The sequence below is a fragment of the Azospira sp. I13 genome (assembly GCF_003112695.1).
Classification (GTDB): Bacteria; Pseudomonadota; Gammaproteobacteria; order Burkholderiales; family Rhodocyclaceae; genus Azospira.
In genome coordinates this window covers 120,800-147,220 of the sequence record NZ_BFBP01000004.1, presented here as the reverse complement: position 1 = coordinate 147,220, position 26,421 = coordinate 120,800, and the positions used below count along the sequence as shown (strand labels likewise).

Genomic DNA, 26,421 nt, shown 5'->3' with positions numbered 1-26,421 from the left:
CGCCCGGCCGTGGCATAATCGCGCCCCTCCCGGCGCTCCGGCGCCCGGATGCGGCGCCTTCTTGCGGGTTTCCAGGGGCCGTTCCGTTCGCAGCATGAGCCCGATCACCTTGCAAGGAGCAAGCTATGGTCGGCTATTGGCTGATTCTCGCCGTGGCAGTGGTCACGGAAATCCTCTGGGCCCTCAGCCTGAAATTCATTCAGCAGCACCCGGGCCCCTGGCCCATGGTGGGCTCACTGGGCCTCACCCTGATCAACATGACCCTGCTTTCCTTCGCCATGCGGGGCATTCCGGCCGGCGTTGCCTATGCCATCTGGACCGGCCTCGGTGCGGTGGGCGTGGCCCTCTGCGGCGCCCTGCTGTTTGGGGAGCAGCTCAACGGCGGCCAGATCGGCGCCATGGCCCTGGTCATCGTCGGCGTGGTGGGCATGAAGCTGGCCACCGGCTAAGCACCCGGCCAAGTACCGGCTGACTCCCCGCTGGGTCATGCCTGGCCCCGGCCGCCCCTGTGCGCGGGTGCCCGGCAGCATTACACTGACAGCATCCCGTCATGCTCCTGGGTCGCCCATGCAGGATCCCGTCACCACTGCCGCCCAATATCTGCTGGATGCCGATGGTCTGCTGATCACCGCCGGCGCCGGTATGGGCATCGATTCCGGCCTACCGGATTTCCGTGGCCCCCAGGGCTTCTGGCGGGCCTACCCGGCCTTGGGGCGGGCCCACATCCTGTTCGAGGAAATTGCCAATCCCGAAGCCTTCGTGCAGGACCCGGAGCAGGCCTGGGGCTTTTACGCCCATCGCCTGGCCCTCTACCGGGAGACCCAGCCCCACCCCGGCTTCGCCCTGCTGCTGGCCATGGCCGAGCGGCTGCCCCGGGGCGCCTTCGTCTTCACCAGCAATGTGGATGGCCAGTTCCAGAAGGCCGGCTTCGATGCGGCCCGGGTGGCCGAATGCCACGGCAGCCTGCATTACCTCCAGTGTTTTCACGACTGCCGGGGCCACATCTGGCCGGCGGAGGATTTTTCACCGACGGTGGACGCAGCGCGCTGCCGCCTCTTGTCGCCCTTGCCCCGCTGCCCGGATTGCGGCGCCCTGGCCCGACCCAATGTACTGATGTTCGGCGACTGGAACTGGCAATCGGGCCGTACCGAAGTGCAACGGCAGCGCCTGGAGAACTGGCTGGCCACGGTGGAACGGCCGGTGGTGGTGGAAATCGGCGCCGGCACGGCCATTCCCACGGTGCGCTGGTTCGGGGAAATGCGCGGTGCCCCCCTCATCCGCATCAACCCCGGGGAACCGGAGGTGTGCACCGGCCAGGCGGTGAGCCTGGCCCTGGGCGCCCACGTGGGGCTCCAGGCCATCGCCCGGGAGTTGCGGGCAGCCGGCTTCCTGGATTAACCGCCACGCCGCAGGGCAGGCGGCAGCGGATGCCGAAGGAATGAAAAAACCCCACAAAAATGCCGCAACCGTTGGATATTTCACAGGAAATTTGTAAATGCCGGTGCTATAAAGGAAGTGACCCCGGTTTTGTCGTGAGGGCACCATCATGGACACCAGCAGCCTCAACTCGATCTTTGCCTACTACAGCCCCTATGGCCTGTATGGGCTAAACAGCACCTCCAGCCTCTCGCCCCTTTCTGCCACCCAGCGCAGCCAGGAAAGCAGCGGCATTTCGGCGCTGAGCGGCAGCAGCCGCACCACGGTATCGAGCCTGGGCAAGGCCCTGAGCGCCGTGGCGGATTTGCAGACGGCAGCAGAAAAGCTGACCCAGCCGGGTTCCTTCTCCTCCCTGGCGGTGAGTTCCTCCACCTCCGGCGTGGTCAAGGGCAGCGCCGCCGAAGGCACCGCCCAGGGCGCCTACACGGTGAAGGTGGATCAGCTGGCCCAGGGTCAGGTGCTGACCTCCGCCACCCAGGGGTCCAAGTACGATACGGTCGGCAGCGGCGCCGACACCAAGGTGACCTTCCAGTTCGCCAGCGGGCGTAGCGCCAGCGTTGACATCGGTGGCGGTGACAACACCCTCAAGGGCATGGCCGACGCCATCAACCGGGCAGATATCGGCGTCAGCGCCAGTGTGGTCAGCAGTGCCAACGGCTACCAGCTGAAACTAAGCGGCGAAAGCGGCGCCGGCAATGCCTTCACCGTCAGCGCCAGCGGCGATGCCACCCTGCAGGGCTTCTTCAGCAGCCCGCCCGGCGGCAACGGGTTGTTGCTCACCCAGCAGGCCCAAGACGCCCAGGGCACGGTGAATGGCTCGGCCTTCACTTCCGGCACCAACACCGCCACCACTTCGGTGGAGGGCCTGACCCTCAAGCTCACCGCCACCGGCACCAGCACCCTGAGCGTCGGCGCCAATCCCGATCAGGCCAAGGCGGTGACCGATTTCGTCGATGCCTACAACACGGTGCAAAACAGCCTGAGCAGTCTGGGCAAGGAATACACCGGATTCGGCCTGACCTCGTCCTTCCTGCGCAACGGTCTGGCCAACGCCCTGACCCCGGGCCAGGATGCGGGCGGTGACAATGCACGCAAGCTGGCCGACATCGGCATCAGCAGCAACGCCAACGGCACCCTGAGCGTCGATAACAACAAGCTGAAGGCCGCCATCACCAGCAATCCGGATGGGGTGGCCAAGCTATTCACCACCACCTCCGAACAGGGCGTGGCCAACCGGGTGCTGGCCCAGGTGGACAGCGGCGGCAGCCTCTCGGTGGATAACCTGCTGAAAACAGCGGCCCCCAGCCTCGCCTCCCCGAGCTTCTCCAGCGACAGCCTGCAAAGCAGCCTGGTGGGTTCCCTGCTCAGCCAGCAACAGAGCCTGCTTTCCCAGTACGGCAGCCTGGGCAGCCTGACCGCTTCCCTCAACAGCACCGGCCAGTTGCTCAGCAACCTGCTGGGCAACAGCAGTGGCGGCCTGGGCGGGTTGGGGCTGCTGGGCGGTCTGAACAATCCGGGCCTGGCCAATTCCCTGTTCAGCCGCTGAAGACGGCCGGGCGGAAAAAAAGGGCGATCCCGCGGGATCGCCCTTTTTCATTGCGGCAGCAGCGTCATCGAAACCGCAGTGCTACACCCCGCTTCTGGCTCCGCTTCAGGTCAGGCTTCAAACCCAATATCAGCCCGTTGTATGGGCAACCTGCGCTTAAAAACACCCGGAAACCCACGTCTGTCGGGGACATGCCACGAAAGGCGCATCCCGCCTGCCTGAGCGGGGCATGACCTCGAAGAATGGCGTGCCTATTGCCTTCCCGACCATCCATGCCGCTTAAAGTACCTTTGAATGCCTGCGCGGAGCTTCGTGTGTATCGCGTGTCGCGCTGTTCGGGTGTCTGGGCGCGCTTGCCAGCGCTGGCGAACCTAATGGAATTTCTCTGCCCCTGCCGCACCGAGCCGCGCCGCGCCACCACGGCCTGGAACCGGCCCGGGAGTGGGGCCCGGGCTCACCACATCAGGTCGTCCGGCACCTGGAAGTCGGCGTAGGGATCGTCTTCCGCCACCTCGGTGGTCGGCTTGTTCACCCGCACCACCAGGCTCGCGTCCCGCTCGGCGATCTTGTCGGCGATGACCCGGGGCACCAGTTCGGTGGTGCCGCCCTGGCAGACGATGACCAGGCGGCCGGCCACCAGGTCGGCCTGGACGGCGGCAGAAACGTAGATGCGCTCGATCTTGCCGTTACGGGTGAAGTTGTAGGCAATGTCGCCGTTACCCCGGCTCTGACGGCTCTGCTGCACCATCTGGGCGATCTGCGCGCGGATCGCCTTTTCGGTGGCGGCGGCATCCCGCTGAGCATTCAGCTCCCGGGCCCGTTCGGCGTTCTTGCGCAGGGTTTCCTGGGCCGCCAGGCGGGCTTCATCCACGCTCTGCACGCCGGTGCTGCGTTCCACCTTTTGCTGCCGGCTCTTTTCGTGCTGGGACTGTTTGGCCTTTTTCTTGTCCACCAGGCCGGCTTTGAGAAACTGTTCCTGCAAGGAAGCCATAGGGCTTTACTCCGTCAATACTGTGGGCCGGCCCGCACAGGGACAGCGACCCGGAAAAAATGAAGGGCGAGATTCGCCAGCGAGGATAGCAAATCTCCCCGGCCGACCGGCAAGGCGCCGCACGCCGGGCGGGGAAAGCGCTTAACGCTTCTTCGCCGCCACGGCCTTGCCACCGGCCTTTGCCCTGGCGGCGGGCTTGGCTGCTGCGGGGGCCGGTTTGCTCACCAGGCGGGCCTTCTGCACCTGGGGTGCGGCGCGGCTGGCGGAGATTTCCAGGCCGATGGCCGGCGGCAGATCCCGGGCGCCCGGCGGCAGGCGCGCATAGCGGGCCCGGGCGGCAGAGATGCGCTGATCAATGCGAGCGAGGTCGTAGCCCTTGGCTTCCATGGCCCGGCGCACTTCAAGCAGGCGCTGGATTTCCGCCGGCACCTTTTCCGACTTGCGGCCCTGGCCCCAGTCGGCCCGGGGCCGGTTGGCGGCTTCGATGAATTCCTCCGGGTTGGTGATGACCCGGGCCACCTTCACGTGGTCGTACTTCATGGCCCAATCCAGGGCAGTGTGGCCGTTTTCATTGCGGATAGCAGGGTCCGCCCCATGTTCCATGAGGCGGATGGCCAGGGCGTCCTTGCCTTCGTAAGCAGCCATCATCAGCACCGATGAGCCATTGGGGGCCTGGGCATTGACGTTGGCCCCCTGCTGCAGCAGCCATTCCGCCACCTCCTGATGGCCTGCAAAGACGGCGTAATGCAGGGCGCTCCACTGGTAGCCCTCCCGATTGAGGGCGGCACCATGTTCCACCAGCCACTTCACGGCCGGCAAATGGCCCTTCCAGGCCGCTAGCAGGAGGGCCTGCTCGCCCTTGTCGTTCACCGCATTGATGTCGGCGCCCCGGGCCAGGAAGAGTTCCATGAGGGGCAGGTTGCCCTCCCAGGCGCCGATCATCAGGCCGGTGCCCACCCGGTCCGCCAGATAGTCCGGGGAGAGGCCGGCATCCAGCCATTCCCGGGCCTGGCTCAGGTTGCCCAGTTCCAGGGCAACGCCGTAGGTGACCGGGCTGGGCGGCTGGAAAGGCTTGGCGGCCTGGCCCCAGGCGGGCGCCAGGCCGAAGGCCAGGGCGCACACCAGGACACCAGTGAACTTGTGGCCGAAGCGGTGGCCAAAGCGGCGGCCGGCCACCATCGGGAAGTGCGCTGCAATGGGGAGAGACTTCATGTTTTCCATCATTTCCTTGCCTGTCACCGTCGGCGGCGCTTGCATCGCCCCCCCGGCTTGTGGTCTAAAGACGCTTTCGTCCGCCACCCCGAGGGGAGACGACGAACAAGAGCGACGCACAACAACGGCGTTCAACACCGGATCAATCCTTGCCACTTCTGCCACCCGTTCAACCTGTTCAAGCCTAGCCAGTTGCCGATGCGGTTCCACCGGCTCCACGCCGCCCTTCTCTGCTCCGCCGCCCTCCACGGTGCCCTGCTCGCCTTGCCGCCCGCTCCGGCCAAACCGGTGCCGGCAGTGGTGCGGCTGGAGGCGCGCCTGAGGCCGCCGCCGGCGACGCCCGCCCAGCGGCAGGAAGCGCCCCCGGAGGCGAAGCCAACGCCGCCGGAACCGGAGCAGAAAGCGCCGCCGGCCAAGCCACAAAAGCCGCCCAAACCGGAAAAGCCGAGCCCGGCCAAGCCGGCCCCGGTGCGCTTCAAGGAGCCCCCGGCCACCTTCAACGGTTACCCGGTGCTGAGCGGCGGGGCCGCCCGCTACGCCCTGAACCAGCTGGGCCGCCAGCCCCTTTACCCCCAGGAGGCCATTGACTTGGGCCTGCAGGGTGAAGTGCTGTTGCTGCTCTTTCTCGACGGGGCCGGCAATGTGCTGGCTGCCCGGGTGGAACGCAGCAGCGGCCACGCCCTGCTGGACCAGGCTGCGGCCAAGGCCGCCCGCCAGTTGAAGGCCCTGCCGGAAGGCGTGGCCCGGGAAACCATCCTGCCCGTGCGCTTTCGCCTCGACTGAGGGCAGATTCTCTCAGATTGCGCCGGCCTCGCGCAGTCCGGCAATGGCCGCGGCGTCGTAGCCAAGGCGCTGCAGCACCACCTCCGTATGCTCCCCCAGGGCCGGCCCCAGCCATTCGGTGCCGCCCGGCGTGGCCGAAAGCTTGGGCACGATGCCGGGCACCTTGAATTCCTTGCCGTCCGGCAGGCGGGCGGACTGGATCATTTCCCGGGCCAGGAACTGGGGGTCGGCGAACATATCGGCCGCCGAGTACACGCGGGAGGCCGGTACCTCCGCCGCTTCCAGGCGGGCCAGCAGGTCGGCTTCGTCCAGCCCCGCCACCCAGGCGTCGATCAGGGCGTACACCTCGTCCCGCCGCGCATCCCGGCCGGCGTTGTCGGCCAGGCCGGGATCAGCGGCCAGATCCTCCCGGCCCATGGCCCGCATCAGGCGCTGGAAGATGGCATCGCCATTGGCGCCGATGGTGACGAACTTGCCGTCCCGGGTTTTGTGGGTGTTGGAGGGAGTAATGCCGGGCATGATGTTGCCGGTGCGCTCCCGCACGAAGCCGAAGACATCGAACTCGGGCACCAGGGATTCCATCATGGCAAAGATGGCTTCGTAGAGGGCCACATCCACCACCTGCCCCTTGCCGCCCTGGACCTCCTTGTGGCGCAGGGCCATGAGGGTGCCGAAAACGCCCCACAGGGCGGCAATGGAATCGCCGATGGAAATGCCGGTGCGCACCGGCGGCCGGTCGGCAAACCCGGTGATGTAGCGCAGCCCGCCCATGCTCTCGCCGACGGCGCCGAAGCCCGGCTGCTCCTTGTAGGGACCGCTCTGGCCGAAGCCGGAAAGGCGCAGCATGACCAGACCCGGGTTGAGGGCCGACAGCTCCTCCCAGGAGAGGCCCAGTTTTTCCAGCACCCCGGGGCGGAAATTTTCCACCACGATGTCGGCCTCCGCCACCAGCTTGCGCACGATGGCCTTGCCTTCCGGGTGTTTGAGATTGACCGTCACCGACTGCTTGTTGCGGGACTGGACGAACCACCACAGCGACGTGCCCTCGTAGAGCTTGCGCCACTTGCGCAGGGGATCGCCACCATCCGGCGACTCGATCTTCACCACCTCGGCGCCGAACTCCGCCAGCAGGCGGGAGGCGAAGGGGCCGGCAATCAGGGTGCCCAGCTCGACGACCTTGAGGCCGGCCAGGGGCTTGGGGGCAGCGGAAGGAGTGGCAGCAGTCATGGGCAGGGCCTGTAAGGGAAGGCGCCATTATGCCCGGATAGGCATCTGTCCTATACTCCCCGGCACTTCAACCCGCTGCCCGGAGCCGCCATGAGCCAGACCGTATTCACCCGCATCATCGAGGGCGACCTCCCCTGCGCCAAGGTCTATGAAGACGAGCATGTCTTCGCCTTCATGGATGCGGGCCAGGTCAATCCGGGCCACGTGCTGGTGGTGAGCAAGAAGCCCTTCGAAACCCTGCTGGACGCCGACGAGGAAACCGCCGCTGCCCTCATGCGTGCCGCCCGCAAGATCGCCCTGGCGGTGCAGGACGCCTTCGGCCCCGAAGGCTTCACCATTCTCCAGGCCAACCGGCCCCAGGGCTGGCAGACCGTGCCCCACCTGCACCTGCACGTGCTGCCCCGCTACGCCGCCGACGGCGTCGAACTGGGCTGGCCGCGCAAGGACCCGGGCCTGGACCATTTGCGGGAACTGGCCGCAAAAATCAAGGTAAAGGACTAAAGGGGCAGGCCAGCGGGTAAAATACCCGCCCTTCCCCTCCCCCGGTCTTCCGCCATGAAACACATCGCCCGCAAACGCTTCGGCCAGAACTTTTTGCAGGACCGGCAAATCGTCGCCGACATCGTCAATGCGGTGAACCCGCCCCGCAACGGCCAGGTGGTGGAAATCGGCCCCGGCCTGGGCGCCCTGACCGTGCCCCTGATGTCCCGGGTGGACCACCTGCACGTGGTGGAAATCGACCGGGACCTGATCGCCCGTCTGAAAAAGCAGTACCCCAAGGACAAGCTGACCATCCACGAGGGCGACGCCCTGGAGTTCGACTTCGGGCAGCTGGGCCCGGAGCTGCAGATCGTCGGCAACCTGCCCTACAACATCTCCACCCCCCTGCTCTTCCACCTGGCCAGCTTCGCCCCCATGGTGCGGGACATGCACTTCATGCTGCAGAAGGAAGTGGTGGAACGCATGGTGGCCCTGCCCGGGGAAAGCGAATACAGCCGCCTCTCGGTGATGCTGCAGTACCGCTTCTACATGGACTGGCTGCTGGACGTGCCGCCCGAATCCTTCGACCCCGCCCCCAAGGTGGATTCCGCGGTGGTACGCCTGATTCCCCGGCCCCAGAGCGAGCTCACCGCCGAGGACCCGGCCCTGCTGGAAAAGGTGGTAGCCGCCGCCTTCTCCCAGCGCCGCAAGATGCTGCGCAACACCCTCAAGGAGCTGGGCGGCGAAGCCTGGCTCGAAGCCCATGGCATCGCCCCCACGGCCCGGGCCGAAGACGTGCCGGTGGCCGCCTACATCGCCCTGGCCAACAGCCTGGTGCGCCCGGCCGCCTGAACCTGTCTTCCGACACCCGCCTCCCGACACCCGCCTCCCGACACCTGTCTCCCGGACGTTCCCCGTAGCGTTGCTAAAGGCGCTCCGGCCGGCGCCGCATCAGGGCAGACGGGCCAGGAAGCGGTCCCGGGCGGCGGCCAGTTCGGCCTGGGCAGCCGCCGGCACCAGCCCCTGGCAGACGGCATAGAACTCAGCAAAGGCCTGGCGCAGGTCGCCGCTGGCCGGCGCTGCCGCCGGAGCGGCACCGTCCAGGGGCGTCAGCACTGCGTAGCGCGGCACCATGCGCGTCACGCCGGCCTCGGAACGGGCCATCATCGGGCCGGTCTTGCTATAGACCTCGCCTTCGTACTCAAAGCGGGCCCCCATGGGAAGCAGATGAATTTTCATGTCGGATCGTCAGTAGCGAAAAGTCGTGAAGAAGAGCGGAGCAAACCGTGAACAGGCGCACTCTACTCAATTGCCGCCCCCTTGGGGCAAGGAAAGAAAGCTAGGCGCCCATGGGCTTCTTTGACTGGCTGCTCGGCACCTCCGGCGCCACCCCGGCCGATGATGCCCTGGAAGGGGCCATCCGCCAGGTCATGGCCGGCACCGACCCGCGCCTGAAGGCCATGACCGGCGCCCGGGAGCGCCTCGCCCCGGCGGTGGCCCACGCCCTCGATTACGCCCGCCGCATCAGCACCCAGCAGCCGCCCCATACCGCCATGCGGCCGGAGAACTGGGCTGCCAGCCCCATCCTCCGCGCCCTCTTCGCCCAGCCCGACGACATCGCCCGCACCCTCAACAGCAATGCGGACCTGCGGGAATTCCTCGCCGGCCACGACGGGGGCGAGGACATCTTCTGCATCGTCGCCGCCACCCCGGTGGAACACACCACCCTGGGCACGGCCATGGAAAACGGCGTGCTGCGCCGGGATGTGGAGCGGCGCAGCGTCAGTTTCCGGGATTTCCGCCTGGCCGGGCTCTCCCCCAGCCCGGAAACCCTCACCGCCCGCATCCAGGACATGATTCTGGAAGCCCTGGTGCTGGAGACCCTGGGACAAATCACCGCCAGCAAGGCCCGCAGCCAGGCCCTGGAAGCGGAACACCGCCTGCTCGAACACCGCCTGGGGCTGCTCTCCCAGAGCCGGGCCGGCCTCAATAGCCTGCACCGGGAAGGCGACCACCATCAGGATGTGGAGCTGCTGCGCCGCCAGCTGGCCGATAACGAAAGTGCCCTGGCCGCCCTGCGCAGCGGCAGTGGCTGGCTGGAAACCACCCTCACCCGGCTGGTGGCCAACCTGGCCGCAGCGGAACACTGCCTGCCCATCCAGCCCGTGGTGCTGTGGCTCAACGCCATGAACATCGTGGTCGCCCCGGAGGACCCGGAGGCCACCCCCATTCCCCTGACGGAAATCGCCCGTCCCGACAGCTCCTTACGCCTCTCCTTCCCAGCCCGCATTGCCCGGCGGGACGTGGCGCTCCGCCAGCTGGACCTGGATGCGGCCCTGCGCCTGCTCTAGGCCGGGGCGAGCGGCGCGTCATGCAGTAAAGCGGCGTCGGATGAAAAATGAAAGCCAGAGGCCTTGGCTTCTTCGATCCCAGACTTGTTCCGGGCAATAGCGCCTGAGGGCCAGCCAAACGAAAAAGGCGGCCCGGGTCGCCCCGGCCGCCTTTTGTGCAAAAAGCCTGAAAAGGCTTGTGCCGCCTCAGTCTTTCTTCATCGGGCAAGTATTGGCGCCGAGCAGGGTGTAGGCCGGGCACCAGCCCATGAAGCCGGTGGCCAGGGGCACCACGCCGATCCAGGCCCAGACGGGACCGCCCATGATGGCCCAGGCCACCAGGGCCAGGCCGGCGACGATACGCAGAATTTTGTCGATGCCGCCAACGTTTGCTTTCATGATTGCTGCCTCCGGTGAGTTTTGACGCACCCAGGATAGCCGGGGCCCCGGCAAAGGTATGTAACCTGGGTCACACACTGCCGCCCTCGCTCAAGGCCACGGCAGACGGGCCGGCAATGCGATTTCGCCCGGCGCTCTTGGCGGAGTACAGGGCAGCATCGGCGGCGGCAAGCAGGTCCTGGGCAGAAAAACCCGTTCCCGGCCAGGCCACGGCCAAACCAATACTGACGGTGACACAGGGCCCGCAGGCAGAACGCTCATGGGGGATTGCCAGGGCGGTCACAGCACGGCACAACGAAGCGGCCTTGGCCTGGGCCCCGGCACCATCCGTCTCGGGGAGCAGATAGACAAATTCCTCACCGCCGTAGCGTGCCAGCAGGTCGGGAGCCCGACCCGGTGCCTCCCGCAGGCAAGTGGCCACGGCACGCAGGCAGACATCACCGGCCTGATGGCCGTAACAGTCGTTGAAGGCCTTGAAGTAGTCGATATCGATCATCAACAGGCTGAGCGGCTGGGATTCCCGTCGACAGCGCCGCCACTCCACCTCCAGCATCTCGTCAAAGCGGCGACGGTTGGCCACCCCGGTGAGGCCATCGACGAAGGCCAGGGATTGCAGCAGCTCACTCTGGGCCGTCAGCTGGGCATTGACGGCTTCAAGCTCGGCATTCTTGGCGCGCAGGGCAAGGGCCGCCGCCTGTTCGGCCTGGGCTGCGGCGCGGCGCCGACGCTGCAGCAGGTGAAGCCCGGGAACGGCAATCAGCAGAAGCAACAGGAAAAGCCCGCCCTGGCGCCAGACGTCGCGCCGCCATTCGGCGAATATGGCCTCCATGTCCCGGGCCACCGCCACCACCAGGGGCTTGTTCATGTGCAGGGCAGCGGGCTGGACGGTGTGCTGGGCCATCATGCGGTACTCACCGGTGGCGTAGACCGTGCCGGTCATGACATCGCTGACCTGGCCCTCGGCCATGTGGCGACTGAAGAAGGTGCCGGGCCGGGCAACGTTCTTGCCGGGCTGACCAGCGTGCTCCGGCACCATGACAAACTGCAGGCCGTCACCATGGGCCATGGCGGTCCACATATCCGGCGCATAGCGCACCGAATCGAGGACGATCTTGAATTCGTCCGGGTCCAGGGTAGCGGACACAAGGCCGGCGAATTCCCCCTTGGGGCCGGGAATCATGCGCACCAGATTGATGGCCCAGATGCCCAGGGAGGTGGTAAAAGGCGGCGCCACGTAGAGGGTATCGACATCCGGCTGTCGCAGCACCTGCTGGAAGTAATCCCGCTGGCTGAAATTCTGCCCCATCAGCACCGGCCGGCTGGCCGCCAGGACGGTGCCCTGGGCATCCAGGATGAGCATGGAGCGGACGCCGGGCATGGCATCGGTGAACGCCCGCAGTTGCCGGCTGGCCTCGGCCATGCCGTCTTTCTGGCGCAACCAGAACGGCACGTCGTCGCGGATGCTGGTCAGGGCCCGACTGGTGGCCTCCAGCTGGCGTCCCAGGTTGTCGTTGATGACCCGGGCTTGGGTGGCCAGCCGCTCGCGCTCCCGAATCTCCAGGCCCTGGCGCTCATCCACCAGGGCGATGGCGATGACCGACCCCAGGGTCAGCAGGCAGCCGAGCAGAAGCGCCCATTCGGTGCGGAACTGGCTTTTACGGACAAGCATGGATTGGCACGACCCGTCTCTAGGTTGCAGGCCCGGCGACGCACGGGAATCCCAGCATAACCCGCCAAGCTGTCAGCCAGCGGAACACCGCCCCTTCAGCCCCATGGAGGCCGCCATTGTTGCAGCAGCCCCTCGGCCTTCCCGGCAAGCGGCTGCGCCCTGGCCCCTCAGCGGCTGGCTTCGGCCAGGGCCTTGAGGCCGCTCCGGTCGAGAATGGCGATCTGCTCCCGGCCCAGGCTGACCAGGCCCTGGGCGGCAAAGCCCTTCAACAGGCGGCTGACGATCTCCCGCACGCTGCCCAGTTCTTCCGCCAGTTGCTGGTGGGTGGCGTGCAGGGTTTCCCCCGGCTTGGCCAGCAGCAGCTTGGCCAGGCGCTGGTCGAGGCGGTGGAAGGCCACCTCCTCCACCAATTGCATCAGCTCCGCCAGACGCTCGGAAAAGAGGTGGAAGACGAAATCCCGGAACTGGGCCTGCTCCGCCACCAGGCGGTCAAAAATGCCGCTGGGCAGGATCAGCAGGGTGGCCGGCGTTTCCGTCTCGCCCCGGGCGGTATAGGGGGCGTGGCCGAGCAGGCAGCTGGAGGTGATGATGCAGGATTCCCCCGGCTCCACCCGGTAGAGCAGCATTTCACGACCACTGGCGGCGGTCTTGACCACCTTGATGCTGCCTTCCAGCAGCAGGGGAAAACCCTGGCAGGGCTGCCGCTCGGCAAACAGCTGGGTGCCGGCGGGCAGGTGCATCCGGGCCTCGGGCCGGCAGAGGCCGGCCAGCTGGTCGGCGGGCAGGCTGGCCAGGGAGGGATAGAGGGCCAGCAGACGGTCGGGGGTCAGTTCCATGGCGACGGCTCAGACGGAAAATTCGGCGATGGCCGGGGCGTGGTCGGAAGGCCGCTCCCAGGTGCGGGGTTCCTTGTCGATGCGGCCGGCGCTGCAGCTGGCGGCCAGCGGCGCGGAGAGCAGCACGTGGTCGATGCGCAGGCCCAGGTTGCGGCGGAAACCGGCCATGCGGTAATCCCACCAGGAGAAGGTGGCCGGCGGGTGCTCGAAGAGACGGAAGCTGTCAGTCAGGCCCAGGCCCAGCAGGCGCTGCCAGGCGGCCCGCTCCGGTTCGGAGCAGAGAATCTTGCCTTCCCAGGCTTTGGGGTCGTGTACGTCGGCATCGGCTGGGGCGATGTTGAAATCGCCAGCCAGCACCAGCTTGGGATGGGCGGCCAGTTCCTCGGCCAGCCATTTTTCCAGGGCCGCCAGCCATTCCAGTTTGTAGGCGTACTTCTCACTGCCCACTTCCTGGCCGTTGGGGAAATAGGCGCAGACCACCCGCACCCCATCCACCGTGGCGGCAATCAGGCGCTTCTGGGGGTCCTCGTAATGGGGATTGCCGCGCTGCACCTCGCTGAGGGGCTGGCGGGACAGCAGGGCGACACCGTTGTAGGTCTTCTGGCCGATGAAGGCGACGTGGTAGCCGGCGGCCTCGATCTCGGCCTGGGGAAAGTTGTGGTCTTCCAGCTTGGTTTCCTGGAGGCAGACCACATCCGGCTTTTCCGTGGCCAGCCAGTCGAGCAGATGGGGCAGGCGGACCTTGAGGGAATTGACGTTCCAGGTGGCAAGTTTCATGTCGGGTGCTTGAACAAAAGGGGGAATAAGGAGCGCAAGGGTGGCACCCGCAACGCACCCGGCACGGCAGGTGCGGGGGTGCGTCCGGTGCGGCTTGTCGCAGCAGAAAACCGCCCGGAACAACGCCGCGGGTCAGGCCTGCCCTGCTTTAGCGGGTCGCGGGTTTCGGTGCTTCGGGGGCGCCCTGAGGCTTGTAGCCGTAGGGGGCGGTTTTGCCGTAGCCGGCCATGTCCAGCAGGCTGTGCCAGGATTCGGCGAGGAAGCCCTTGGCGCCCTGGCGCCCGACGGTGAGGTAGGGGATGAAGCCCTCACCGCCGCTGACCTGCTTCAGGGCTTCCATGTCGGTGCTGGTGGCCACCACCTTTTCCCGGAAGGGCACACCGCGGCTGTTGAGCAGCTCACGGCCCTGACGGCAGGGCTCGCCACAATCGGGGCTGGAGTAGAGCACCACCGGGTATTTCTGGGCCGCCTGGCGGGTGTCATAGGGCAGGGACTGGCTACTGTCGTCGCTGCTGCCCATGAGCTGCTTGTTCACCTGCTTGACGCCAGCGGGGGGCGGCTTGTCGGAAATGACCACCTGGCCGGTCTGGGGGTCGATCCAGCGGTAGGTGCTCTGCACCTGGGCCTGGGCGCCTGCGCTCCAGGCCAGGCCGGCCAGCATGAGGGAAAGGATGATTTTCACGGCGGGAGCCTCCCTGAAACCCTGGAAAAACTAGGCTGGGATCATACCATTGTGGCGCAGCAGGGCATCCACACTGGGTTCCCGACCCCGGAAGGCCTTGAAGGATTCGATGGCCGGGCGGGAACCGCCGACGGAGAGAATCTCGTCCAGGAAGCGCTTGCCGGTGGTGGCATCAAAGGGATTGCCGGCCTCCTCAAAGGCGGCGTAGGCATCCGCCGACAGCACCTCGGCCCACTTGTAGCTGAAGTAGCCCGCCGCGTAGCCGCCGGCGAAGATGTGGCCGAAGCTGTTGGGGAAGCGGTGCCAGGCGGGGGGAATCAACACCGCCACTTCCTGGCGCACCTCGTTCAGCACGTCCAGCACGGTCTTCTCGCCCTTGGGATCGAAGCCGTGGTGGATGCGTAGGTCGAAGAGGGAGAATTCCAGCTGGCGCACAGTCATCAGGCCGCTGTGGAAGTTCTTGGCCGCCAGCATCTTGTCGTAGAGGGCCCGGGGCAACGGCTCGCCGGAATCCACGTGGCCGGTCATGCCCTGCAGCACTTCCCATTCCCAGCAGTAGTTCTCCATGAACTGGGAGGGCAGTTCCACCGCATCCCACTCGACGCCGTGGATGCCGGAGACGCCCAGTTCCTCCACCCGGGTCAGCAGGTGGTGCAGGCCGTGGCCGGTCTCGTGGAACAGGGTGATGACGTCGTCGTGGCTGAAGGTGGCGGGCTTGTTGCCCACCGGAGCGGGGAAGTTGCAGTTGAGGTAGGCCACCGGGGTCTGGATGCCGGCAGCGGTGGCGCGGCGGGTGATGGCTTCGTCCATCCAGGCACCGCCCCGCTTGGTTTCCCGGGCGTAGAGGTCCAGGTAGAACTGGCCCACCAGCTCGCCTGCCGCGGTCTCGATGCGGAAGAAACGCACGTCCGAATGCCACACGGGGGCCGCATCGGGCTTCAGTTTGACGTTGAAGAGGGATTCGATGACCTTGAACAGGCCGCCCAGCACCTTGGGTTCGGGGAAGTACTGCTTCACCTCCTCGTCGGAGAAGGCATAGCGAGCCTGCTTGAGCTTTTCCGAGGCCCAGCCGATGTCCCAGGGTTCCAGGTCGTTCATGCCCAGCTCGGCCTTGGCAAAGGCCTTCAGTTCGGCCAGGTCCTTCTCGGCGAAAGGCTTGGCCTTTACCGCCAGGTCGTTGAGGAAGGCCAGCACCTGTTCCGGGCTGTCAGCCATCTTGGGCACCAGGGAAACCTGGGCGAAGGTGTCAAAGCCCAGCATCTGCGCTTCTTCGGCCCGCAGTTCGAGGATGCGGCGGATCAGGGGGGTGTTGTCCCATTCGGCCTTGCTGCTGCCATCCGTGAACTCGGCGGCCCGGGTGGCGTAGGCCCGGTACATGACCTGGCGCAGACGGCGGCTCTCGGCGTACTGCATCACCGGCAGGTAGGAGGGGGCGTGCAGGGTGAATTTCCAGCCGGCCTTGCCATCCCGCTCGGCGGCGGCCCGGGCGGCCAGTTGCACGTCTTCCGGCAGCCCTGCCAGTTCGGCCTCGTCGGTCACGATTTCAGCGAAGGCGTTGGTGGCATCCAGCAGGTTCTCGGAAAACTTGGCGGAAAGGCTGGCCAGCTCTTCCTGGATGGCCTGAAAGCGGGGCTTCTGGTCTTCCGGCAACTCGGCGCCGGAGAGGCGGAAATCGCGCACTTCATTGCGCACGATTTTCTGGCGCGCCGGGGAAAGGCTGGCGAATTCGGGGGAAGCCGCCAGGGCCTTGTACTTCTCGAAGAGGGCCAGGTTCTGCCCCAACTCGCTATAGAAGCGGGTCACTTCCGGCAGCAGGTCGTTGTAGGTCTCGCGCCATTCGGGCACGTCATTGACGCCGTGCAGGTGGCCAACGATGCCCCAGGCCCAGGAGAGGTGCTCGATACCATCCCCCAGGGGGGCCGCAAAGTCGTTCCAGGTCGCCGGCACGCCGGGGGCGGTGAGGCGCGTCACCAGGGCACGGCTGTCGGCCAGCAATTGCTCGATGGCCGGGCGCACATGCTCCGGCTGAATGCGGTCGAAGGGCGGCAGCACGGCCTTGGGCTGGCCGACGGTGGCGAGTAGGGGATTGGCGCTCATGGAGGGGTCTCTGGAAGTTCTGAAAATGGGGGCGGGGCAAATAAAAACGGGCGGCCGGGGCCGCCCGTGGGCTGACGCCACAGGGGCGCCATCAGGACTGGGCCATCCTTGCAGATGGGGGCTGATGCCTATTCTACAAGGTCCTTGTAGGCATGCCAGGTCGCATGGCCCAGCAGGGGCATGATCACCACCAGGCCGGCCATCAGGGTGATGAAGCCGAAGAAGGTCAGGGCCACGATCATGAAGGACCAGACCAGCATGGCCGGCAGGTTTTCCATCACCGTGTGGACACTGGTGGCCATGGCGTGGTGCACCTCCAACTCCCGTTCCAGCAGCAGGGGGGCGGTGACCACCGAGATGAGGAAGGTGAAGGCGGCCAGGGTGGCGCCGCTGAGGGTCCACAGGGCGGCCAGCTTGGGATGGAGGCCGGAGAAGAACACTTCATGGACCAGTTCCTCGAAGCCCCAGATCCATTCATTGCCCAGCAGGTAGGCCACCAGGGCCGTGGTCAGCTGGGCCCAGATGAAATAGATCATGGCCAGGAACACCCCGAAGAGGGCCAGGGGGCGCCAGTGCGCGCCCAGGGAGCGGAAGACGGGGAACAGTCCAACCGGTTCGCCGCTGGCAGAGCGCCGGCTGATCTCGTAAAAGCCCACAGCCAGCAGGGGACCCACCAGCAGGAAGCCGGAAACCGCTGCCAGCAATAGCTCGGGCCGGCTCTGGGCCAGGGCGAAAATGATCACGCCGGCCAGGGTGAAGCAGGCACCGAAGGACAGACTGAGGGTGGGATGGTGGAAAAGGTCTACGAGGCCCTGGCCCAGCCACTGGAAGGACTGGTTCCAGGCAACGTGCCGCACCTGGGGCAAGTCGTGGTGACCTGAATGGTGAAGGATGTCCATGATGATCTCCTTTCCGAAGAAGTTCAGGAGGGGGGACATTTCTTTGACCGCGTCGCCGGGCCAGGGTTCGCAAAAACAAACGGGGCGGGAGTTTCCTCCCGCCCCGCGGCAGCCTGGGCCGACCCGCCTTACGGCAGGGTGTGGCCGGTGAGACGCTCGTAGGCTTCCCGATACTTGGCGGCAGTCTTGGTGATGACGTCGTCCGGCAGCTTCGGGCCGGGGGCCTTTTTGTCCCACCAGGTGAGGGTTTCCAGGTGGTCGCGGACGAACTGCTTGTCGAAGCTGGGGGGGCTGATACCTTCGGCGTAGCCGTCGGCAGGCCAGAAGCGGGAGGAATCGGGGGTCAGGGCCTCGTCGATGAGGTGCAGGGTACCGGCCTTGTCGATACCGAATTCAAACTTGGTGTCGGCAATGATGATGCCCCGGGTACGGGCATAAACGGAGGCTTCGGTGTACAGGGCGATGGCGGCGTTCTTGGCTTCCTCGGCCAGCTGGGCGCCGTTCTTGCCGGTACCCCAGAGGTCGTCGGCCAAGTGAGCGGCGCAGCGCACCTTGGATTCCTCGTAGGAGATGTTGATGTCGTGGTCGCCCACGTCGGCCTTGGTGGCCGGGGTGAAGATGGGCTCGGGCAGCTTGGCGGCCATTTGCAGGCCGGCAGGCAGTTCGATGCCACAGACGGCGCCGGTAGCCTGGTAATCCTTCCAGCCGGAACCGATCAGGTAACCGCGCACCACGGCCTCGATGGGCAGGGGCTTCAGGCGCTTCACCACCAGGGCACGGCCTTCCACCTGGGAACGCTCGGCGGCGCTGACCACGGATTCGGGAGCGATGCCGGAGAGCTGGCTGGGCAGGATGTGGCCGAGCTTCTCGAACCAGAAATTGGCCACCTGGGTCAGCACCTTGCCCTTGTCGGGAATGGGGTCCGGCAGGATCACGTCGAAGGCGGAAAGCCGGTCGGTGGTGATGATCAGCAGGTGGTCGGCATCGACGGAATAGATGTCGCGCACCTTGCCCCGGGCAACGAGGGGCAGGCTGGTGATGGTGGATTCAAAGAGGGGAGCGGTCACGGCAGGGTCCCGAAAAAATGAAAGCTAAAGGCGGATTATAAAGGTAAAGGCGCGGTGGGCTTCGCCCGCCTAAGCGCCATGGCCTTCCTCGGCAGCCAGGGCCCGGCGCATGCGGCGAATGCCGAAGGCCACCACGGCGGCGATGAGGGGAATGGAGACGGCGGAGGCGATTTCCGGCGAGAGCTGGGGCAGCAGGGTTTTGGACAAACCCTTGGCCAGGTAGCTGACCAGCTGGGAGGCGTAATAGGTGATGGCCACCACGGAAAGCCCCTCCACCGTTTCCTGCAGGCGCAGCTGCAGGCTGGCGCGGCGGTTCATCTGGGCCAGCAATTCCTGGTTCTGGCGTTCCAGCTCGATATCCACCCGGGTGCGCAGCAGGGCGCTCTTGCGCGCAATGCGGGTGGATAGTTCGTTCTGCCGGCGGGACACGGACAAACAGGTATTGACGGCGGGCGCCAGGCGCCGCTCCATGAATTCGGCAATGGGCGGGAAGCCGTTGAGGCGCTGTTCCCGCAGCTCCCCGATGCGCTGCTGTACCAGGGCGTAGTAGGCCTCGGCCGCACCGAAGCGGAAGGCAGTACGGGTCACGGAGCGCTCCACCTTGGCCGCCAGCTGGGTCAAGGTGGAGAGCAGCCGGCGCTCGTCTTCCGGCGTGTGGGCCTCGGTCATGTCGTCCATCAGGCTGGCCAGATCGGCCTCCACCCGGGAGAGGCGCTTGCTCACTTCCTTCGCCACCGGGAAGGCCAGCAGGGCCATCATGCGGTAGGTCTCGATCTCCAGCAGGCGCTGCACCGTGCGGCCGGCCTGGCGATGGCGCAGGTGGTCGTCGATGACCAGGAAGCGGGACCAGCCATGATGCAGGCGGAAATCGGAGATCACCCAGGCGGCACCGTCGGCCACCTGGGTGGCCACCCAGGTTTCCCCGGTGAGGGTCAGGGCCGCCAGTTTTTCATCCCGATCCACGGCGGATGCCGGGCAGAACTCCACGTGGGTGGCGACGATCACCGAGCCGGGAATGCCCGCCAGCCAGTCCGGCGGCAGGGCATCGATGGCGGAGGTTTCCGGGTCATCCTCCGGCTGGCGGTGGAGATAGAAGGTGTAGCCGGAGAATTCGTTGTGCCGTTCCCACTTCAGGCGCAGGGGGCCGGCCTCCATCACCCAATGGTCGCCCTGCACCAGGGGGCACATCTTGGCCCCGAGGATTTCGCACAGGCGGTGCAGATGGGCTTCTTCCTCGGCGGCTTCGGCACCTTCGTGCAGCACCGCCAGGTAGCTGATCCATTCCCCGCCTTCCAGCAGCATGGGCGGTCGGGCATGGACCTCGTCGTTGAGACGATGGCGCTGGGGGTGCTCGGCAAGGGGCAGGGTCATGGTGGTCTGCAAAAAAAGAGGGCGCCGGGGCAAAGGCACCGGCGCCGGTCACGAGGTAAGGGGTTGCCCCGGCTTACTTGACGATCTGGTTCAGGTCGCCCTTCTTGTAACGCTCGGCCATCTTCTCCAGGGAGATGGGCTGAATCTTGCCGGCCTGGCCTTCGCAGCCGAAAGCCTGGTAGCGGGCCAGACAGACCTTCTTGGCGGCTTCGCGGGCGGGCTTGAGGAAGTCGCGGGGGTCGAACTTGGCGGGATTCTCGAACAGATAGCGACGCACGGCGCCGGTCATGGCCAGGCGGATGTCGGTGTCGATATTCACCTTGCGCACGCCGTGCTTGATGCCGTTCACGATTTCTTCCACGGGCACGCCGTAGGTTTCCTTCATGTCGCCGCCGAACTGGCGGATCTCGGCCAGCAGTTCCTGGGGCACGGAGGAGGAACCGTGCATCACCAGGTGGGTGTTGGGGATGCGGGCGTGGATTTCCTTGATGCGGTCGATGGCCAGGATGTCGCCGGTGGGCTTCTTGGTGAACTTGTAGGCGCCGTGGCTGGTGCCGATGGCGATGGCCAGGGCGTCGCAGTTGGTCTGGGCAACGAAATCGGCGGCCTGGTCCGGATCGGTCAGCAGGTCTTCCCGGGTCATGTGGCCTTCGGCGCCGTGGCCGTCTTCCTTGTCGGCCTTCATGGTTTCCAGGGAGCCCAGCACGCCCAGTTCGCCTTCGACGGAAACGCCGATGGCGTGGGAAAACTTCACCACTTCCTTGGTCACCGCCACGTTGTAGTCGTAGGAGGCGACGCTCTTGCCGTCTTCCAGCAGGGAACCGTCCATCATCACGGAGGAGAAGCCGGACTTGATGGCGGCCATGCAGACGGCGGGGGATTGGCCGTGATCCTGGTGCATCACCACGGGGATGTGGGGATAGGCTTCCAGGGCAGCGAGGATCTGGTGGCGCAGGAAGGCTTCGCCAGCGTACTTACGGGCACCGGCGGAGGCCTGCATGATCACGGGGGCATTCACCTCGTTGGCGGCCTCCATGATGGCCCATACCTGTTCCATGTTGTTCACGTTGAAGGCGGGCAGACCGTAGCCGTTCTCGGCGGCGTGGTCCAGGAGCTGGCGCATGGATACGATGGGCATGGTGTTCCTCCAATGGGCGACGCAGCGCTGCGTCGATAGATTTGCGTCGATGACTCGATCGGCAGCCACTGGCGGGCTGCTCGGAAAGACCGTGATTTTAGCTTGGCTTTGGTCCCCGGGCGAGTCTCCCGCCCCAGGCCTGCCCCGCCCCCGGTAACGGGAAGGGAAAAACCCCGCAAAAAGCCGGAAAAAAGCCGCCGGAGAGGGCCTGGAAAGGCCCGTCCGGCGGCCATCTCCGCCCTGTCCCGCCTAGAAGCGGCGTTTTTCCTGGGCCTTGGCCTGGTGCTCTTCCAGCACCGCCCGCAGGCTGTCTTCCACCGGCTTTTCCCACTGGCCGTCGTATACCAGGTCAGCCAGGGGCAGACGGGGGCGCCAGCCGGCGCTTTCCAGCTCGGGCTTTTCCTTGAAGTGGCTGACGTAACCCAGGCACAGGTAGGCCACGGGAATGATGCGGGCCGGCAGGCCCAGGATGTCGCGCAGGGCCTGCTGGTGGAAGATGGAGACCCAGCCCACCCCCAGACCCTCGGCCCGGGCCGCCAGCCAGAGGTTCTGCACGGCGCAGACGCTGGAATAGAGGTCCATGGCCTTGATGTGGGTACGGCCGATGACCACCGGGCCGGCCCGGTCCCGATCGCAGGTGATGAGCAGGTTGATGGGGGCTTCCCGGATGCCCTCCAGCTTCAGTTCCTTGTAGATGGCCTGGTGCTGCCCCTCGAACATCTCGGCGGCCTCCTGGTTGGCCTCCTGGAAGGCGGCGTGGATGCGCGCCTTGGTCTCGGCCTGCCGCACCAGGAGAAAGCTCCAGGGCTGCATGTAGCCGACGGAAGGCGCGAAGTGGGCGGCCGTCAGCACCCGGGCCAGCACTTCCTCCGGCACCGGGTCGGAGAGGAACTGGCCGCGCACGTCGCGGCGGGAAAAGATGGTGTGGTAGAGCGCATCCCGGGCGGCGGCGGAGAACTCGTGTTCGTTCTGGTAGCCGGCGAGGGAGATGACGTTGGGAGTGGCGTGGTGCTGCTCGTTCTTCATGGAGTCCCCTTCTGAAGAGCGGTGGCGGCGTGCCTGGCCGTGCGCGCCGTGGATGGGTCTCCTGGCCGGTCTTCTGACTCGGGTTCCTCCTGCGCCGGCGCCTTCCCGATCCGCAGATCAGTGGCCTTTGCCGTCGCAGTCCCCCTCACAGCGTTGGGCACGTTGCGGAATAGGCAGGCTGGGCCTGCCGCACCGCATTCCCGATTCTCCCTTGCGGGCACCTGGAGACAGTTGGGTAAAACAAACGCCCCGCTCAAAGGCGGGGCGCACGGATTTTAGCAGAAGGCCCGAATCAATCCTTGGCCGGCGGAGCGGGATGCTCCCCCACCTTGACGATCTTCAGGGTGTTGGTGCCCCCCGGGGTGCCGATGGGCTCGCCAATGGTCAGCACGATCAGGTCGCCCTTCTCCACGGCGCCCTTTTCCATCAGCAGCTGCTCGGCTTCGTAGAGCAGTACGTCGCGGTCGGAATGCTGCTGGCTCATCAGCAGGGGCGTCACTTCCCGGTAGAGGGACATCTTGGTCTGGGCTTCTGCATCGGGGGTCAGGGCATAGACCGGCACACCGCAGTTGAGGCGGCTCATCCACAGGGCGGTGGAACCGGACTGGGACAGGGCGGCAATGGCCTTCACCTTGAGGTGGTGGGCGGTCCAGATGGCGGCCATGGCCACGGACTGGTCGATGCGGGTGAACACGCGGTCGAGGAATTCCCGGTCCAGGGTCACTTCGGCGGAGCGCTCGGCCTCGATGCACACCCGGGCCATGGATTCCACGGTTTCCACCGGGTACTTACCGCTGGCGGTCTCGGCGGAGAGCATCACCGCATCGGTGCCGTCCAGCACGGCGTTGGCCACGTCGGAGACTTCGGCCCGGGTCGGCACCGGCGACTGGATCATGGATTCCATCATCTGGGTGGCGGTGATGGCCAGCTTGTTCTTCTCCCGGGCGTGGCGAATCATCTTCTTTTGCAGGGCCGGCACGGCGGCGTCGCCCACCTCCACGGCCAGGTCGCCCCGGGCCACCATGACGCCATCGGAGGCATCAAGGATTTCATCCAGGGCCGCCACCGCCTCGGTGCGCTCGATCTTGGCAATGGTCAGGGCGCGGCTGCCGGCAGCCCGCATCAGCTGGCGCGCCATGTACATGTCGGCGGCGCTCTTGGGGAAGGAGACGGCAATGTAATCGACACCGATCTGGGCCGCCGTCTTGATGTCGTCCATGTCCTTGGCGGTCAGGGCCGGGGCGGAGAGGCCGCCGCCCTGGCGGTTGATGCCTTTGTTGTTGGAGAGTTCGCCGGCATGGCGCACCACGGTGTGAATTTCGGCGCCCACCACCCGTTCCACGTCCAGCACGATGCGGCCATCGTCCAGCAACAGCACGGCGCCGGCTTCCACGTCCCTGGGCAGGTCCTTGTAGTCCAGGCCCACCCGCTCCTGGTTGCCCAGGGCACAGTTGGCGTCGAGGATGAACTTGTCGCCCTTCTCCAGGGTGATCTTGCCGTTCTCGAACTTGCCGACGCGAATCTTCGGCCCCTGCAAATCCCCCAGGATGCCCACCGGACGGCCCACCTTGGCGGAAATCTCGCGCACGGTGCGGGCCCGGGCCATATGGTCCTCGGCGGTGCCGTGGGAGAAGTTCATGCGCACCACATCCACGCCGGCGCGGATCAGGCGCTCGAGAACGACGGGGTCGGTGGAGGCGGGGCCGAGGGTGGCGACGATCTTGGTGTGGCGGGCCATGGCAGGTTCCTGTTGTTGATGTTGGACTTATAGACAGGATTCTAGCGCAGCCCGCCAGGGACGGGCGCCTCCGCCCTGCCCCGCTGCCACGGGGAGGCGGGCCGAGGTGCCGCAGCGGCGGCATTAGCTTATGAAAAAATATGCATTCGTTCTCGCCGCCGCCTTACTTAGGCTGGTGTTGTGGTCGGCCCCGGCCGTGACCCGGCAGGCCGCCTAAGCTCCAGGCCGCGCCTGGCTGCACCGGGCAAGCCATCTGCCGGCCGGCCTCTTGGCTTCTTGGCCCCCAGCCGCCTGCCCTTCCCCACCCACACGACGAGAACCCGCCATGTCCCTTGCCAAAACTCTACCGCTATTTCCCCTGCTCGCCCTGCTCTCCCTCGGCGGCCTCCTCGGCTTTGCCGCTCCCGCTGCCCTCGCCGGCCCCCGGGTAGTGGTGGAGGAATTCCGCATTGCCTCCCCCGCTCCGGGCATCGAGCTTTTCCTGCGCAACAAGCGCCCAGCCGGCCTGAAGAAATTCACCCCGGAGCGCACCGTGCTCTACGTCCACGGCGCCACCCTGGCCTCCGAACTGGTCTTCGACCTGCCTATCGGCGGCCGCTCCTGGGCCGACGATCTGGCCGAACAGGGCTGGGACGTATGGCTGGTGGACGTGCGGGGTTACGGCCGTTCCACCTGGCCGGCGGCCCTGCAACAGCCGGCGGAAGCCAACCCGCCGGTGGCCACCACGGCCGAGGCGGTGGCCGACTTTGCGGCCGCCGCCGACTTCATCCGCGCCAAGCGCAAGCTGGAGCGCCTGCAACTGATCGGCTGGTCCTGGGGCGCCGTGATTGCCGGCAGCTACGCGGCGGCCCAGCCCCGGACGGTCGATGCCCTGGTCCTGGTGGCGCCCCTGTGGGCCTTCGACACGCCGGTGATCCCCAACCCGCCCCAGAAGGCCTGGCAAGAGTGGAATCTGGCGGACTCCCGCAGCCGCATCCAGAAAGGTGTACCGGCGGACCAAACCAGCCTGATCCTGCCACCGGAAACCGTCGCCCTGTGGGAAAAGGCGGTGCGGGAAAGCCAGCCGGAGGCGGCCCGACAGACCCCGGAGCGATTCCGCTCTCCCACCGGCGTACTGCATGACGTCTCCTGGCGCGCCCAGGCGCCCTACGATGCCGGCGCCATCACTGCCCCCACCCTCATCGTACGCGGCGAATGGGACGAGCTGACGCCCCGCAGCCTTTCCCAGAACCTCTTCGCCCAGCTGAAGAATGCCCCGGTGCGCCAGCTCAGCGAACTGCCCCGCCTCAGCCACTTCCTCATCGCCGAAACCGGGCGGGACAGCCTCTTCCGCGAAGTCCGCAGCTTCCTCAAAAGCCGTCGCTAGGCAACGCGAGGTCATCCCGCACCAAGCTGCCGCCCGACCCGCCAGAGCCGGGCGGCAGGGGTCTTGACCCCAGGCGTGTCACCGCGCAGTCCCACGCCCAGCCCGCCAGGAGCGCGGGGCGTCCGGGAGCCCGATCAGTCGTCCGCTGCCGGCACCGTCAGGGGGTCGCCAATGGCGTAGAAATGCCCGCCAGCGACGTAGTGCAGGCTGCGCCACTCCGGGCCGGCCTGCTCGAACTGCCAGTGGCCGTCGCGGAACACCCGGGTATCGGCCCAGGCCCCCACCACCTCGCCGATGAAGAGGTCGTAGGCCAGCTGGTTGTGGGGCTCCGGCACCAGCCGGCAGGCCAGCCAGGCGGCGCACCCGGCAACAAAGGGCAGATCCTGGCCGGGAATGTCGAACAGGGTGACACCGCAGCGAGCCAGCTTGTCCGGCATCTCGGCCAGGCTGTGGGTGCCGACCCCATGGGTCAGCTGCAACTGGGCCGCAGTGGGCACCTGGATGACGAAGCGGCCGCTTTGCTCCACCAGGGCCCGGGTCCGGGCACTCTTGTCGAGGACCACCGTCAGCTTCGGCGGCGCAAAATCCAGGGCGCAAGCCCAGGCGGCGGCCATCACGTTATCGACGCCGCCATGGCGGGCCGACACCAGCACGGTGGGGCCGTGGTTGATCAGGCGGTAGGCGTTTTTCAACGCCACCGGGGCGAAGTTGTCATGCATGGTGATTCCTTGCTGGACGGGGTTGGTGGCTGCAAAAAAGAAAAACCCGCGGCTCCGGGGAGCAGCGGGCTTTCGTCTGGGCGTGCCCGGAAGACCGGATCAGGCTCAGAAGGGGATGTCGTCATCCATGTCGTCGAAGGAGGGGGCCTTCTTCTTCGGGGCAGCCGCCGCAGGGGCGGAGCGGGGGGAGAAATCGCCGCCGCCGAAGTCGTCACCGCCGCCACCATAGGAAGCGCCGCCGCCGGAACCACCCTGGCCACCCTGGCCGCTACGGCCGCCGAGCATCTGCATTTCGGTGGCTTCGATTTCGGTGGTGTAGCGTTCCTGGCCGTCCTTGTCCTGCCACTTGCGGGTGCGGATGCGGCCTTCGATATAGACGGAGGACCCCTTCTTCAGGTACTGGCCGACGATTTCCGCCAGCTTGCGGAAGAACACCACCCGGTGCCATTCCGTGGACTCGCGCTTTTCGCCGGAATTGCGGTCCTTCCAGGACTCGGTGGTGGCCAGGCGCACGGTGGCCACGGCGTCGCCGTTGGGCATGTAGCGGGTCTCCGGATCGGCCCCCAGGTTGCCCAAAAGAATCACTTTATTGACTGCGGCCATCTTGATTTATCCCCAATGGTTAAAGGTG

Annotated in this window: 26 protein-coding genes and 1 riboswitch; of the genes, 8 read left to right on the top strand and 18 right to left on the bottom strand. The window is 66.4% G+C overall.

Going from position 1 to position 26,421, the window contains the following annotated elements; translation table 11 throughout:
• Positions 1–125 precede the first annotated feature (125 nt).
• The 3 genes from AZSI13_RS05365 to fliD all read left to right on the top strand — a co-directional run bounded on the left by AZSI13_RS05365 (position 126) and on the right by fliD (position 2,983).
• Positions 126–449: a multidrug efflux SMR transporter gene (locus AZSI13_RS05365; RefSeq protein WP_109040150.1), complete on the top strand. Its 324-nt coding sequence runs from the start codon at positions 126–128 to the stop codon at positions 447–449.
• Between the two features lie 118 nt (positions 450–567).
• Positions 568–1,398 (top strand): Sir2 family NAD-dependent protein deacetylase, encoded by an 831-nt coding sequence (locus tag AZSI13_RS05360; RefSeq protein WP_109040149.1) that lies wholly within the window; start codon positions 568–570, stop codon positions 1,396–1,398.
• 148 nt (positions 1,399–1,546) lie between these two features.
• Complete coding sequence (fliD, locus tag AZSI13_RS05355) at positions 1,547–2,983, top strand: flagellar filament capping protein FliD (protein ID WP_109040148.1); 1,437 nt, start codon at positions 1,547–1,549, stop codon at positions 2,981–2,983.
• A gap of 454 nt (positions 2,984–3,437) precedes the next feature.
• Here fliD and AZSI13_RS05350 read toward each other — a convergent pair whose 3' ends face one another.
• Both AZSI13_RS05350 and AZSI13_RS05345 read right to left on the bottom strand, forming a co-directional pair.
• Entirely contained in the window at positions 3,438–3,974 is a 537-nt protein-coding gene (locus AZSI13_RS05350) for a DUF2058 domain-containing protein (RefSeq protein ID WP_109040147.1), read from the bottom strand.
• Between the two features lie 141 nt (positions 3,975–4,115).
• Positions 4,116–5,186, bottom strand: coding sequence for an ankyrin repeat domain-containing protein (locus AZSI13_RS05345; RefSeq protein ID WP_165833348.1), 1,071 nt, complete (start codon positions 5,184–5,186; stop codon positions 4,116–4,118).
• Between the two features lie 198 nt (positions 5,187–5,384).
• Here AZSI13_RS05345 and AZSI13_RS05340 point away from each other — a divergent pair, with 198 nt between their 5' ends.
• Positions 5,385–5,969, top strand: a complete 585-nt coding sequence (locus AZSI13_RS05340) for an energy transducer TonB (RefSeq protein WP_109040145.1) — start codon at positions 5,385–5,387, stop codon at positions 5,967–5,969.
• Between the two features lie 12 nt (positions 5,970–5,981).
• On the opposite strand, the gene AZSI13_RS05335 is transcribed toward AZSI13_RS05340, so the two are convergent.
• Positions 5,982–7,196, bottom strand: coding sequence for a CaiB/BaiF CoA-transferase family protein (locus tag AZSI13_RS05335; protein ID WP_109040144.1), 1,215 nt, complete (start codon positions 7,194–7,196; stop codon positions 5,982–5,984).
• Between the two features lie 90 nt (positions 7,197–7,286).
• Here AZSI13_RS05335 and AZSI13_RS05330 point away from each other — a divergent pair, with 90 nt between their 5' ends.
• Both AZSI13_RS05330 and rsmA read left to right on the top strand, forming a co-directional pair.
• Positions 7,287–7,697 (top strand): HIT family protein, encoded by a 411-nt coding sequence (locus AZSI13_RS05330; protein ID WP_109040143.1) that lies wholly within the window; start codon positions 7,287–7,289, stop codon positions 7,695–7,697.
• 54 nt (positions 7,698–7,751) lie between these two features.
• Complete coding sequence (gene rsmA / locus AZSI13_RS05325) at positions 7,752–8,528, top strand: 16S rRNA (adenine(1518)-N(6)/adenine(1519)-N(6))-dimethyltransferase RsmA (protein ID WP_109040142.1); 777 nt, start codon at positions 7,752–7,754, stop codon at positions 8,526–8,528.
• Positions 8,529–8,627: 99 nt separating this feature from the next.
• Here rsmA and AZSI13_RS05320 read toward each other — a convergent pair whose 3' ends face one another.
• A complete protein-coding gene (locus tag AZSI13_RS05320; RefSeq protein ID WP_109040141.1) occupies positions 8,628–8,915 on the bottom strand; it encodes a hypothetical protein in 288 nt (95 codons plus the stop codon).
• A 110-nt stretch (positions 8,916–9,025) separates the two neighbouring features.
• Here AZSI13_RS05320 and AZSI13_RS18155 point away from each other — a divergent pair, with 110 nt between their 5' ends.
• The gene (locus AZSI13_RS18155; protein ID WP_109040140.1) at positions 9,026–10,027 is read left to right on the top strand and encodes a hypothetical protein; all 1,002 of its coding nucleotides are present in this window, start codon (positions 9,026–9,028) and stop codon (positions 10,025–10,027) included.
• Between the two features lie 186 nt (positions 10,028–10,213).
• Here AZSI13_RS18155 and AZSI13_RS05310 read toward each other — a convergent pair whose 3' ends face one another.
• The 12 genes from AZSI13_RS05310 to pyk form a co-directional block, all read right to left on the bottom strand.
• On the bottom strand, positions 10,214–10,405 hold the full coding sequence (locus tag AZSI13_RS05310) for a DUF2892 domain-containing protein (protein ID WP_109040139.1): 192 nt from the start codon (positions 10,403–10,405) through the stop codon (positions 10,214–10,216).
• 70 nt (positions 10,406–10,475) lie between these two features.
• Positions 10,476–12,074, bottom strand: a complete 1,599-nt coding sequence (locus AZSI13_RS05305; protein ID WP_109040138.1) for a diguanylate cyclase — start codon at positions 12,072–12,074, stop codon at positions 10,476–10,478.
• Positions 12,075–12,241: 167 nt separating this feature from the next.
• On the bottom strand, positions 12,242–12,910 hold the full coding sequence (locus AZSI13_RS05300; RefSeq protein WP_109040137.1) for a Crp/Fnr family transcriptional regulator: 669 nt from the start codon (positions 12,908–12,910) through the stop codon (positions 12,242–12,244).
• A 9-nt stretch (positions 12,911–12,919) separates the two neighbouring features.
• Positions 12,920–13,687, bottom strand: coding sequence for an exodeoxyribonuclease III (gene xth / locus AZSI13_RS05295; protein ID WP_109040136.1), 768 nt, complete (start codon positions 13,685–13,687; stop codon positions 12,920–12,922).
• A gap of 148 nt (positions 13,688–13,835) precedes the next feature.
• Positions 13,836–14,369, bottom strand: a complete 534-nt coding sequence (locus AZSI13_RS05290) for a glutaredoxin family protein (protein ID WP_109040135.1) — start codon at positions 14,367–14,369, stop codon at positions 13,836–13,838.
• A 30-nt stretch (positions 14,370–14,399) separates the two neighbouring features.
• Entirely contained in the window at positions 14,400–16,466 is a 2,067-nt protein-coding gene (locus AZSI13_RS05285; protein ID WP_109040134.1) for a M3 family metallopeptidase, read from the bottom strand.
• 128 nt (positions 16,467–16,594) lie between these two features.
• Positions 16,595–17,365, bottom strand: coding sequence for a DUF2189 domain-containing protein (locus tag AZSI13_RS05280; RefSeq protein WP_165833346.1), 771 nt, complete (start codon positions 17,363–17,365; stop codon positions 16,595–16,597).
• Positions 17,366–17,493: 128 nt separating this feature from the next.
• Positions 17,494–18,432: a phosphoribosylaminoimidazolesuccinocarboxamide synthase gene (locus AZSI13_RS05275; protein ID WP_109040132.1), complete on the bottom strand. Its 939-nt coding sequence runs from the start codon at positions 18,430–18,432 to the stop codon at positions 17,494–17,496.
• Positions 18,433–18,501: 69 nt separating this feature from the next.
• Positions 18,502–19,803, bottom strand: a complete 1,302-nt coding sequence (locus AZSI13_RS05270) for a DUF3422 family protein (protein ID WP_109040131.1) — start codon at positions 19,801–19,803, stop codon at positions 18,502–18,504.
• Positions 19,804–19,876: 73 nt separating this feature from the next.
• Positions 19,877–20,941 (bottom strand): class II fructose-bisphosphate aldolase, encoded by a 1,065-nt coding sequence (gene fba / locus AZSI13_RS05265; protein ID WP_109040130.1) that lies wholly within the window; start codon positions 20,939–20,941, stop codon positions 19,877–19,879.
• Between the two features lie 249 nt (positions 20,942–21,190).
• Positions 21,191–21,967 carry a 5,6-dimethylbenzimidazole synthase gene (gene bluB, locus AZSI13_RS05260; protein ID WP_109040129.1) on the bottom strand — a complete coding sequence of 259 codons (777 nt, stop codon included), beginning with the start codon at positions 21,965–21,967 and terminating at the stop codon, positions 21,191–21,193.
• A 45-nt stretch (positions 21,968–22,012) separates the two neighbouring features.
• Positions 22,013–22,207, bottom strand: a riboswitch (cobalamin riboswitch).
• A 52-nt stretch (positions 22,208–22,259) separates the two neighbouring features.
• The gene (pyk, locus tag AZSI13_RS05255; RefSeq protein WP_109040128.1) at positions 22,260–23,705 is read right to left on the bottom strand and encodes a pyruvate kinase; all 1,446 of its coding nucleotides are present in this window, start codon (positions 23,703–23,705) and stop codon (positions 22,260–22,262) included.
• A gap of 325 nt (positions 23,706–24,030) precedes the next feature.
• Between pyk and AZSI13_RS05250 the strand changes: the two genes are divergently transcribed.
• Positions 24,031–25,071 carry an alpha/beta hydrolase gene (locus tag AZSI13_RS05250; protein ID WP_109040127.1) on the top strand — a complete coding sequence of 347 codons (1,041 nt, stop codon included), beginning with the start codon at positions 24,031–24,033 and terminating at the stop codon, positions 25,069–25,071.
• A gap of 134 nt (positions 25,072–25,205) precedes the next feature.
• Here AZSI13_RS05250 and AZSI13_RS05245 read toward each other — a convergent pair whose 3' ends face one another.
• Entirely contained in the window at positions 25,206–25,790 is a 585-nt protein-coding gene (locus tag AZSI13_RS05245) for a flavin reductase family protein (RefSeq protein ID WP_109040126.1), read from the bottom strand.
• Between the two features lie 105 nt (positions 25,791–25,895).
• On the bottom strand, positions 25,896–26,393 hold the full coding sequence (gene ssb, locus AZSI13_RS05240) for a single-stranded DNA-binding protein (RefSeq protein ID WP_109040125.1): 498 nt from the start codon (positions 26,391–26,393) through the stop codon (positions 25,896–25,898).
• Positions 26,394–26,421 lie beyond the last annotated feature (28 nt).

Coding starts and splice junctions, on each gene's coding strand:
- AZSI13_RS05365 (WP_109040150.1), top strand. CDS start 126: ATGGTCGGCTATTGGCTGATTCTCGCCGTGGCAGTGGTCACGGAAATC.
- AZSI13_RS05270 (WP_109040131.1), bottom strand. CDS start 19,803: ATGACCCTGCCCCTTGCCGAGCACCCCCAGCGCCATCGTCTCAACGAC.
- AZSI13_RS05320 (WP_109040141.1), bottom strand. CDS start 8,915: ATGAAAATTCATCTGCTTCCCATGGGGGCCCGCTTTGAGTACGAAGGC.
- pyk (WP_109040128.1), bottom strand. CDS start 23,705: ATGGCCCGCCACACCAAGATCGTCGCCACCCTCGGCCCCGCCTCCACC.
- AZSI13_RS05250 (WP_109040127.1), top strand. CDS start 24,031: ATGTCCCTTGCCAAAACTCTACCGCTATTTCCCCTGCTCGCCCTGCTC.
- AZSI13_RS05345 (WP_165833348.1), bottom strand. CDS start 5,186: ATGAAGTCTCTCCCCATTGCAGCGCACTTCCCGATGGTGGCCGGCCGC.
- rsmA (WP_109040142.1), top strand. CDS start 7,752: ATGAAACACATCGCCCGCAAACGCTTCGGCCAGAACTTTTTGCAGGAC.
- AZSI13_RS05280 (WP_165833346.1), bottom strand. CDS start 17,365: ATGGACATCCTTCACCATTCAGGTCACCACGACTTGCCCCAGGTGCGG.
- AZSI13_RS18155 (WP_109040140.1), top strand. CDS start 9,026: ATGGGCTTCTTTGACTGGCTGCTCGGCACCTCCGGCGCCACCCCGGCC.
- fba (WP_109040130.1), bottom strand. CDS start 20,941: ATGCCCATCGTATCCATGCGCCAGCTCCTGGACCACGCCGCCGAGAAC.
- fliD (WP_109040148.1), top strand. CDS start 1,547: ATGGACACCAGCAGCCTCAACTCGATCTTTGCCTACTACAGCCCCTAT.
- AZSI13_RS05305 (WP_109040138.1), bottom strand. CDS start 12,074: ATGCTTGTCCGTAAAAGCCAGTTCCGCACCGAATGGGCGCTTCTGCTC.
- AZSI13_RS05350 (WP_109040147.1), bottom strand. CDS start 3,974: ATGGCTTCCTTGCAGGAACAGTTTCTCAAAGCCGGCCTGGTGGACAAG.
- bluB (WP_109040129.1), bottom strand. CDS start 21,967: ATGAAGAACGAGCAGCACCACGCCACTCCCAACGTCATCTCCCTCGCC.
- ssb (WP_109040125.1), bottom strand. CDS start 26,393: ATGGCCGCAGTCAATAAAGTGATTCTTTTGGGCAACCTGGGGGCCGAT.
- AZSI13_RS05285 (WP_109040134.1), bottom strand. CDS start 16,466: ATGAGCGCCAATCCCCTACTCGCCACCGTCGGCCAGCCCAAGGCCGTG.
- AZSI13_RS05360 (WP_109040149.1), top strand. CDS start 568: ATGCAGGATCCCGTCACCACTGCCGCCCAATATCTGCTGGATGCCGAT.
- AZSI13_RS05340 (WP_109040145.1), top strand. CDS start 5,385: ATGCGGTTCCACCGGCTCCACGCCGCCCTTCTCTGCTCCGCCGCCCTC.
- AZSI13_RS05245 (WP_109040126.1), bottom strand. CDS start 25,790: ATGCATGACAACTTCGCCCCGGTGGCGTTGAAAAACGCCTACCGCCTG.
- AZSI13_RS05335 (WP_109040144.1), bottom strand. CDS start 7,196: ATGACTGCTGCCACTCCTTCCGCTGCCCCCAAGCCCCTGGCCGGCCTC.
- AZSI13_RS05330 (WP_109040143.1), top strand. CDS start 7,287: ATGAGCCAGACCGTATTCACCCGCATCATCGAGGGCGACCTCCCCTGC.
- AZSI13_RS05300 (WP_109040137.1), bottom strand. CDS start 12,910: ATGGAACTGACCCCCGACCGTCTGCTGGCCCTCTATCCCTCCCTGGCC.
- xth (WP_109040136.1), bottom strand. CDS start 13,687: ATGAAACTTGCCACCTGGAACGTCAATTCCCTCAAGGTCCGCCTGCCC.
- AZSI13_RS05310 (WP_109040139.1), bottom strand. CDS start 10,405: ATGAAAGCAAACGTTGGCGGCATCGACAAAATTCTGCGTATCGTCGCC.